At 45.3% G+C, this 7,957-nt stretch carries 11 protein-coding genes; 8 read left to right on the forward strand and 3 right to left on the reverse strand.

Translation table 11 applies throughout. The annotated features are described in order from the left end of the window. Positions 1 to 481, reverse strand: a 481-nt coding sequence (locus tag ABF463_RS12980) for a hypothetical protein (RefSeq protein WP_415534202.1), incomplete at its 3' end; no start/stop codon positions are given. A gap of 237 nt (positions 482 to 718) precedes the next feature. On the opposite strand from ABF463_RS12980, the gene ABF463_RS12985 reads away from it, so the two are divergent. The 5 genes from ABF463_RS12985 (at position 719) to ABF463_RS13005 (ending at position 2,640) form a co-directional block, all read left to right on the forward strand. Next, on the forward strand, positions 719 to 922 hold the full coding sequence (locus ABF463_RS12985; protein ID WP_415534204.1) for a hypothetical protein: 204 nt from the start codon (positions 719 to 721) through the stop codon (positions 920 to 922). A 22-nt stretch (positions 923 to 944) separates the two neighbouring features. Then, on the forward strand, positions 945 to 1,163 hold the full coding sequence (locus ABF463_RS12990) for a hypothetical protein (protein WP_415534206.1): 219 nt from the start codon (positions 945 to 947) through the stop codon (positions 1,161 to 1,163). 115 nt (positions 1,164 to 1,278) lie between these two features. Beyond that, positions 1,279 to 1,767 (forward strand): hypothetical protein, encoded by a 489-nt coding sequence (locus ABF463_RS12995; protein ID WP_415534208.1) that lies wholly within the window; start codon positions 1,279 to 1,281, stop codon positions 1,765 to 1,767. Then, positions 1,764 to 2,414, forward strand: coding sequence for a helix-turn-helix transcriptional regulator (locus tag ABF463_RS13000; RefSeq protein ID WP_415534210.1), 651 nt, complete (start codon positions 1,764 to 1,766; stop codon positions 2,412 to 2,414). Before ABF463_RS12995 ends, ABF463_RS13000 begins: the two co-directional genes overlap by 4 nt. A gap of 88 nt (positions 2,415 to 2,502) precedes the next feature. Next, on the forward strand, positions 2,503 to 2,640 hold the full coding sequence (locus ABF463_RS13005; RefSeq protein WP_415534212.1) for a PD-(D/E)XK nuclease family protein: 138 nt from the start codon (positions 2,503 to 2,505) through the stop codon (positions 2,638 to 2,640). Here the strand turns inward: ABF463_RS13005 and ABF463_RS13010 are convergent. Beyond that, positions 2,623 to 2,979 carry a transposase gene (locus tag ABF463_RS13010; RefSeq protein ID WP_415534214.1) on the reverse strand — a complete coding sequence of 119 codons (357 nt, stop codon included), beginning with the start codon at positions 2,977 to 2,979 and terminating at the stop codon, positions 2,623 to 2,625. The genes ABF463_RS13005 and ABF463_RS13010 overlap by 18 nt on opposite strands. Before the next feature lie 8 nt (positions 2,980 to 2,987). Next, positions 2,988 to 3,383, reverse strand: coding sequence for a transposase (locus ABF463_RS13015; RefSeq protein WP_415534216.1), 396 nt, complete (start codon positions 3,381 to 3,383; stop codon positions 2,988 to 2,990). A gap of 50 nt (positions 3,384 to 3,433) precedes the next feature. On the opposite strand from ABF463_RS13015, the gene ABF463_RS13020 reads away from it, so the two are divergent. The 3 genes from ABF463_RS13020 (at position 3,434) to ABF463_RS13030 (ending at position 7,767) form a co-directional block, all read left to right on the forward strand. Beyond that, positions 3,434 to 3,667, forward strand: coding sequence for a PD-(D/E)XK nuclease family protein (locus ABF463_RS13020; protein ID WP_415534218.1), 234 nt, complete (start codon positions 3,434 to 3,436; stop codon positions 3,665 to 3,667). A gap of 625 nt (positions 3,668 to 4,292) precedes the next feature. Continuing rightward, entirely contained in the window at positions 4,293 to 4,478 is a 186-nt protein-coding gene (locus tag ABF463_RS13025; protein ID WP_415534220.1) for a hypothetical protein, read from the forward strand. A gap of 19 nt (positions 4,479 to 4,497) precedes the next feature. Then, positions 4,498 to 7,767 (forward strand): DEAD/DEAH box helicase family protein, encoded by a 3,270-nt coding sequence (locus ABF463_RS13030; protein ID WP_415534222.1) that lies wholly within the window; start codon positions 4,498 to 4,500, stop codon positions 7,765 to 7,767. Positions 7,768 to 7,957: the final 190 nt, after the last annotated feature.

Genomic DNA, 7,957 nt, shown 5'->3' on the forward strand with positions numbered 1-7,957 from the left:
GGTTCCCGTCGGGCGTGTCCTCGAAAAACAGCATCAGGATGTTCTTGGCGATGTCGATGTTGGCTGCGTGGATCTCTTCATCGGCCACCTCGTCGGGCGAAACGGCTCGAGCTGCCTGATACTGCTGTTCATAGACGTCGTCATAGGTCTTGTCCGTCTCTCGGATGTTCTGGGAGGAGAAGAGCGCGCACAGAGCCGGGGAATCGCTGCGCAGGCGAGCAAGCAGGTCCTGATAGAATGTCTTTACCATGCAATATGGCGTTTTCTTGGGATGTGCTAGACCGTCCCCGATGGTGTGGTGCGGAAAGAGACGCGACCGTTTGAGCTTTTTCAAAAACGCCTCGGCCGCTTCGACCACTCCGTCCCAATCGATGTCCAGCACAGAAAAAAGTAACTGACCGATGGGATAGGACTCCATCCGGCGGTCTAAGTCGATATACTCCTGCTTTTCACGGAAATACAGATACTTTGGACGACTCACGGGCATCCGCCTCCTTGTGTACGAGCGTTTTTCCTGAACGTGTAAGGCCCAGATTGGCCTCTATTTCACACGATTGTGTTATACTATAATACATATAAATGCTTTAACATATATTGATTTTAATTACAATCCCCATTACAATAATTGTGTAAAATATGTTTTGCAAATCAAGATATAACAGAAGGGCGCCTCAAAGCCTTAACAGATGAGCGCGACGGACTGCGCGAACGACGCAAAGTGGTTAACGAACGGCTCATACAGAAAAAGAAAGCTGCCCATTATCTGGCGACCCATCGAAAATATCTGCCGGTACAGCGGCAACTTGAGCATCAACCGTATCCATTTCAGCATTGGTTCGAACGAACACATGCGGAGGGGCAGTTGAAGAAGCAAAGTATGCCAGTGGACACGGACCCGCAGGAGTTGGCTGCGGAGATTTGAACGAACACATGCGGAGGGGCAGTTGAAGAAGCAAAGTATGCCGGTGGACATGGACCCGCAGGAGTTGGCTGCGGAGATTGGTGGGTCAGAGGGAGAAGTCGGAAAGGTGTCCGCAAAAACAAATCATCTTGAGAAACAAGTCTGGAACTATATGCACGCCAGGGCGAAGCTGCTGAGTATGCTGCATATGCCGGTGGAGAGGACGGAACGAGAGCGTAGGATTAGAGAAAAAGAGAGGTGAAATTGGTTTTGAACAGAAGTTAAATTTGGAGTGTACCTGTTTCGGTACATAAGTGCTGCTATACTTTTCATGTGGGGAGAATTTTTAACCCCAAAACATATGAGGAGTGTTCAAAATGAAAACAGCGAAACTGACCCTTGGCATCGTATCCATTGTGTTGTCCCTTGTGATCTTGTTTCAGTCGTGTGCGGCAGGTCTTGGGAGCGCATTGGAAAATAATAAGAAAGATACCAGTGGGTCGGCCGGGGTCTTTACTGGTCTGTTCTTTATCGTGGCAGGTATCATCGGCATCGCCGCTCGGAAATCCAAAGGCGGAGCGATTGCCGCAGCCATTATTTACGGGCTTGCTGGGATCATCGGCATCGCAGCTACTGGCATCTTCAAGGATCTTTTGGTTTGGGGCGTGATCTCCTTTATTTTCGCGGCGGTATACATCATTTCGACCTTCACGCAAAAGTACGGCAAAGCTCCGGAAGAAAAATGGCCCTGTTACATCTTGCTTTTTCAACCTCGGATCGCCCAATCCGGGGGTTTCTTTTTGCCGTTTACGTGGTATACTGTAGAAAAATGGGAAACTACGTCAATTCAGGTGGGTAGAAGATGAACGGATCAAAAAGGCTGATGTTGCTTTATGTGCTCGAAGTGCTGAAACGGTATTCCGACGCAGAACACTCCCTAACCCAAGCTGATATCATCCAGCATATTTGCGCGGACTATGGAATGGAGTGCGAGCGGAAGGCCATCGCGCGCAACATTCTGTCCTTACAGGAGTTCGGATATGATATCGCTTACGAAAACGGCTATTACCTGCGTGAGCGCACATTTGAAGACAGCGAGCTGCGGTTGCTGATCGACCGCATCCTGTGTTCCCGTCAGATCCCCGAAACACAGGGAAAGCAACTGATCGAAAAACTCAGCGCCCTGTCCAGTCAATATTTCAAAAAAAGTCTCCGGCATGTTTGCAACATTTCGGAAATCCCGCACTCCCCCAACAAAGAGCTTTTTTACACCGTCGATGTGTTGGATGACGCAATCGAGAAAAAAAGACAGGTGCGCTTTTTTTACAGCAAATTTGGCCTCGACAAAAAGCCGCATCGCTCGCATGAACGCAAATCCACGATGAATCCCTACCAGATGGTCACGGCCAATGGGCGCTATTATCTAATCGGCAACTACGACGCGTATGATAGCGACGTGATCGACTGGTTTGGCACGGATTTTCACGTACTGCCGGAAGACGACGTGTTCTGAAGGCATTAAAGCCCTTGAAGATTTTTTGTTGGACATTCAGTGCCTGGAATGTCTTGGAAAATAGACAGTAACTAACAATTTATTTGATGTGCTTAAAATAACACATGCAGAAATCCGGCACAGCAATGTGCTTGCATGGTTGTTGGATTCCACGGCGTCTCACGGCTTAGGGGACGCTGTATTGCGACATATCGCTCAGAATTCGTACTCAAAAATGTGTCAATAAAATGGAAATATGAGAGATGGTAACCATGGCAGCAGCGGAAAGAGTTCGTATCTTGTAGTCCTCCGAAGGCCTGCGGGAGTGGTTCATCCAACCAAAAGTACGTTCAACCCGCCAGCGTTTCGGGAGGATCTGCCGCTCGTTCGGTTTGATACGTTCGGAAATATCAACTGTCAAGTCAAGCCCAGATGCCGCAGCAACAAACGTTTTGCGGTATCCCGCATCGGCGCAAACACCTTTGAGGGTCGGATAGTTCTCAAGAGCTTTCTCCAAAACCTCTCCACCTGCAACAGTATCGTGAATATTGGCAGCGTGAATAATCACAGTAAGCAAATGCCCCATAATATCCGTTACGATGTGCCGCTTTCGCCCTTTTGTTTTTTTCCTCCGTCAATGCCGCGTTCGTCGGCTGCGCCGGTTGTTTTCACGCTTTGGGAATCAACCAGAGCGTAACTTGGCATCTCGCCTCTGCCAGCAGCAACGCGAGACGTCTTTACTAATTCAGCCAGTATTTTATCCCACAGACCTTTGATGCAGGCACGGCGGTAAAAATTCCAGACAGTCGTATATGGAGGGAAATCGTGGGGCAACTGCCGCCATTGGCAACCGGTTTTTACCACATGTAGTACCCCGTTCATCAGTTCCCTTTTACGGTGTTTGCACAGATGCTTACCGCGATTTTTACCTTCAAAAAATTTACGAATCCGTTCCCATTGGCTGTCTGTTAGATCGCTTGGATACTCCATTTTGCACCCGATATGTTCTCACTTATTATATCGGCGGCCTCTGATATTTCTTGAGTACGGGTTCTCAGATAATCGTTCAGAAAAATATTGAATACTATCGCTCAATTGGAATCGACATTTTCAAAATCTCGCTTATGGATTATGGCACATTTTATATACAAAGAGAACAATACAATATTGACCTGTTACTGGTATCCGAAGAAGAAAACTTTGTTATCTGCATTGAAAACAAAGTCGATTCCGCAGAACATGATGACCAGTTAAACCGATACCGAACAATATAGAAAACAATTATCCCGATAGCCTGAAAATATATATTTTTTTGACGCCGGAAGGAGATTCCGCCAGTGACCCGGAACATTGGAGTTCTTTCGGTTATAAGCAAATTGTGAATATCGTCGGGCAGGAATTAATCGGAAAATATCTTGATACCGTAACGTCGGTTCTAATCAGTAACTATTTAGAAACAGTCAGGAGATACATCGTGAAAGATAGAGAATTGGAAAAAGTTTGCCTTGAAATATACAGAGAACACCAAAGAGCATTTGATCTCATTTTTGAAAACCGGCCAGATATTACATTCCAAGTTTCCGAGGTGCTCAAAGAGTATTGCAAGTAGTATGCCTTGCGGCAGCCCGGTTTCTTCTTTGATGAGAGTAATAGCAGTAAAACGATGGTCCGGTTTTCAACGCAAACAATAGATCAATTTCTATCCCCTTTTCAAGAAAAAAACATGGACGGTTGGAATTGTGGACATTGCTATTTTAATGAAGTCGATATTCGCAACGGGAAAATGCGCATCAACTAGGTGATGGCTTCGAAAGATATGGATGACGCACGTATAAAAAATGTAGAAATCTTGGATCGTTTTATTAACAAAGAAAACAAGTCCTTACCTGAAAATCGGAAATGATGAACTTTAAAAAATGGAATGTTCCATATTTCAAAAGCACTACAATTTCCGCTCTCGATGAAGATGAATTTGATGACATGGAAATCAAAGTATCTGCTCAACTTGACGAAGTTATAGGCAGAAAAATTTCTGATTTTGAAGAAGAAGTCAGGATACATATGAGAAAAATATATTCAGAATAATACATGGGGCCGAAAAATCATGGAACAGAAGTATAAACAAATACTACAAGACGTGGAGAGTATCCTGCATGAGAATCCCTCAAAAAGCGAAAATATCTCTTTGGCGGAAGATCAACTCATGGATATGGTCATCGCATTGACTTGTGAAAAACATGACAGAGATGCCGTAGACCGTGCGCTTTCTCTTTTGGGGGAATCTCTTACGCAAATTGAACCACAGGAGATGCTGGCAGATTACATAAAGGCTTTTCTTGCTTTTTTTGCACAAAAATATGATGATTATATAAAATGCATTGACCTTTACATAGGAAAGTATATTGCCACGAACAAAGTTATTTCGTACGAACAAGCAGAGTTAGACTATTTTTCCGTATTTGCAACATCCATTGAAAGCGATTCAACATTTGAAAGTGCTCGTTTTTTGCACAAGTTCCACACCGTTCTCATGAGGTATTGCCGTTATAGTGCTTTTGGAGAATATGTTAGATACCTCTATACGGAATTTAAAAAAGTTGAAAACCAGAAAAAATCCTTGCTCTCTATTGTTGAAATGGACAGCACTTGGGCTTGCGCTTATAGCCATCTTGGCGATTTGTATTCTGATCAGGCTGACTGGAAAAATGCGGTAGATTCTTACAAAAAAGCTGCCGCCACAAGTGATTTTCAAAAAACAGACAGTCTCTACTTTGCTATGGCGTGGGCTTATGGAAAGTTAAAAGATTATGTTAAAGAAGAACAAGCATATCGGAACTGTCTGGATATCACCCCGTTGTTTCCAAATGCCAACAACAACTTAGGCTATTGCCTTGTCAGACAGAAGCGTTATGAAGAATCGTTTCCGCTTTTTGACAAAAGCATTGCAGCAGAGCCGGATAAATTTTATTCTTACCGTAACAAATTCAACGCTCTGAAGAAACTGGGCAGAAAAGCAGATGCGCTGGATTTAGTGAAAGTTTTTCCACAGCACTTCAACACCCAATATTATCAAAAGGAGATCAAAGAGCTTATGGGCAACTTTGCAGAAACTGAGGATATTTTCAAAGGCCTCATGGAAACGACGGAATCCGAATATGCTGGGAAAATGCATGTGGCCGATGGGCACAGCGGCATCCAGCTTTATCCGCATCAGCAGGATGCCATCCGTGCATTGGATAGCGCCCTGCAAAACACGGACGATTACGCCGGTCTGCTCGTGCTGCCGACCGGCGGCGGAAAAACGCTCACCGCCACCTATTGGCTAATGGAACGCTTGCTTGACAGAGGCAAGAAAATCATTTGGCTCGCACACCGGCATGAGTTGCTCAACCAGGCACTCCAGAGTTTTGAACGCGTTTGCTACAAAGACATCAGCGGACACGCGGATTCATACCACTGGCGCGTCCTTTCGGGCCAACACGATAAGCCTTTGCACATCAAACCCACCGACGATATCCTTATCGCCAGTAAAACAAGCCTTAAAAGGGGATTTTCCTATCTCCTAAATCAATGGCTGAAAGAAAACAGTGATCGGGTATTTGTCGTCATCGACGAGGCGCACCATGCCGCCGCCAGCGAATACCGTGACCTGATCGACGGCATCAAAGCCCACACAACGCATTTTCAGATGCTCGGCCTGACCGCCACTCCATTTCGCACAGTCGACAAAGAACAAGGTATGCTCAAAAAGATCTTTCCAGACGACATTGTGTACAAAATTGATCTGCGCGAACTGGTCAACAGGGGTATCCTTTCGGAGCCCATTTTTAAGGCAGTCCCGACGCATGTCAACATGGTCGAATTGTTTACGGAAAACAATTCGGAAGAAGCATTGCAGCTCATTGCACAGGACAGTTTTTTCGATATTGAAAGCATCGGGAAAAACATTGCATACGCCATCGCGGAAAACAGCAAACGAAATGGCGCTATCGTCAATGAATATGTGAAAAACAAGGACTTGTATGGACAAACACTTGTTTTTGCTCTAAATGTAGATATGGCAATCGCCTTGAATGGATTGTTCAACACAGCGGGCATTCGATCGGATTTTGTCGTTTCGGATATCAGGGATGCTGCAACACATGTGACCATTTCCTCCGAGGAAAATGCTGTTAAGATCCAGAGGTTCCGCGATGGGGAGTTGGATGTACTGGTCAATGTCAATATTCTGACGGAGGGCACGGATATGCCAAAGGTTCGCACCGTGTTCCTGACACGACCGACAAAATCATCCATTCTGATGACACAGATGATTGGACGAGCACTGCGCGGCGAAAAAGCTGGTGGAACAAAAGATGCCTATATCGTTAGCTTCATCGACGATTGGCAGGATAAGATTGCATGGGTCAACCCCGAACAACTGTTTATCGACGAAAACGTCGATTTCACAAAGAAAGATCACGAGACACAGAAAAAGGCAATGCGTCTTGTGTCTATTGCCAAGTTGGAGGAATTTGCAAATATTGTAAATGGCACTGTTGATCCCAGGCTGTCCGAAATTTCTTTTCTGGAGCGCGTTCCGGTGGGTATCTATCAGTTTTCTTATCTGATGCAAAACGGCGATGACGAGGAAGAAATCGACAAATCATGCAACGTACTCGTGTACGACTGCATGAAGGAAGCCTATGAGCATCTGCTTGGCTGGCTGCCGTCGGCAGATCTTACGAATGTTGACGCCGCCGTCAATCATGTGGACGCGACCGTTTTTGGTGCTCTGGACCTGCTCTTAGGCTACAGCAAACAGGATGTAGCCGATCTCATCCTGTATTATAAGCAGACGGGAGAAGTGCCGAAATTGATTCTTCTCTCCGAGCGTGGGGACTATGACATCACCAAGCTTGCGCAGCACATCGTGGAAGATGATCTGGCCCCATCTGCCCGAAAAGAATATATAGAAAACGAATGGAACAAAGGGGGCGGTCATTGGTCGGCATTTTTCGGAACTGATAACAAAAAGGCATTTCGCAAACTAATCTCCGACGCGGTCGACCGTATTCAAAACCCGGAGGATTATGCTAAACCGAGCATCAAACCCCTGACTCAAAAAGAAACTGTAAAAGTCCAGGAATTGCCTCTTTACGAAATACGTCGGCATTTCCCGGAGCTTGAAGAAAAATTGCGTGATGCTGTTTTTGCCAAGTATATGGATAATAAAGGTTTTTATTACAGTGCACAGGGTGGATATCGCAGCAAGAATCGTCTGGATTTTCAAATCGATCACATCAAGCCTATGGCTCATGGTGGACTGACAACGTTGGACAATCTTCAACTTCTGACGAGAGCGGAAAACGCCGTAAAAGGCGATAAACAATAAACACGTTTGGGTAGACACGTCAAGATGATTGAGTGGATTTGACCCCTAACTTGACCCCTTACACGAGTGAATGAGCTTGAACACACCATTATGAAATTTCACATAAACCGCTTATTTAGGTTGTTTATGAGCATTTGGAGGGATATCATAGAAGTGCAGAGGTCAAACACCCCAAATGTGATAGAATTAA

Origin of the sequence: Ethanoligenens sp., from assembly GCF_047718355.1 — a bacterium.
Lineage (GTDB): Bacteria > Bacillota > Clostridia > Oscillospirales > Ethanoligenentaceae > Ethanoligenens.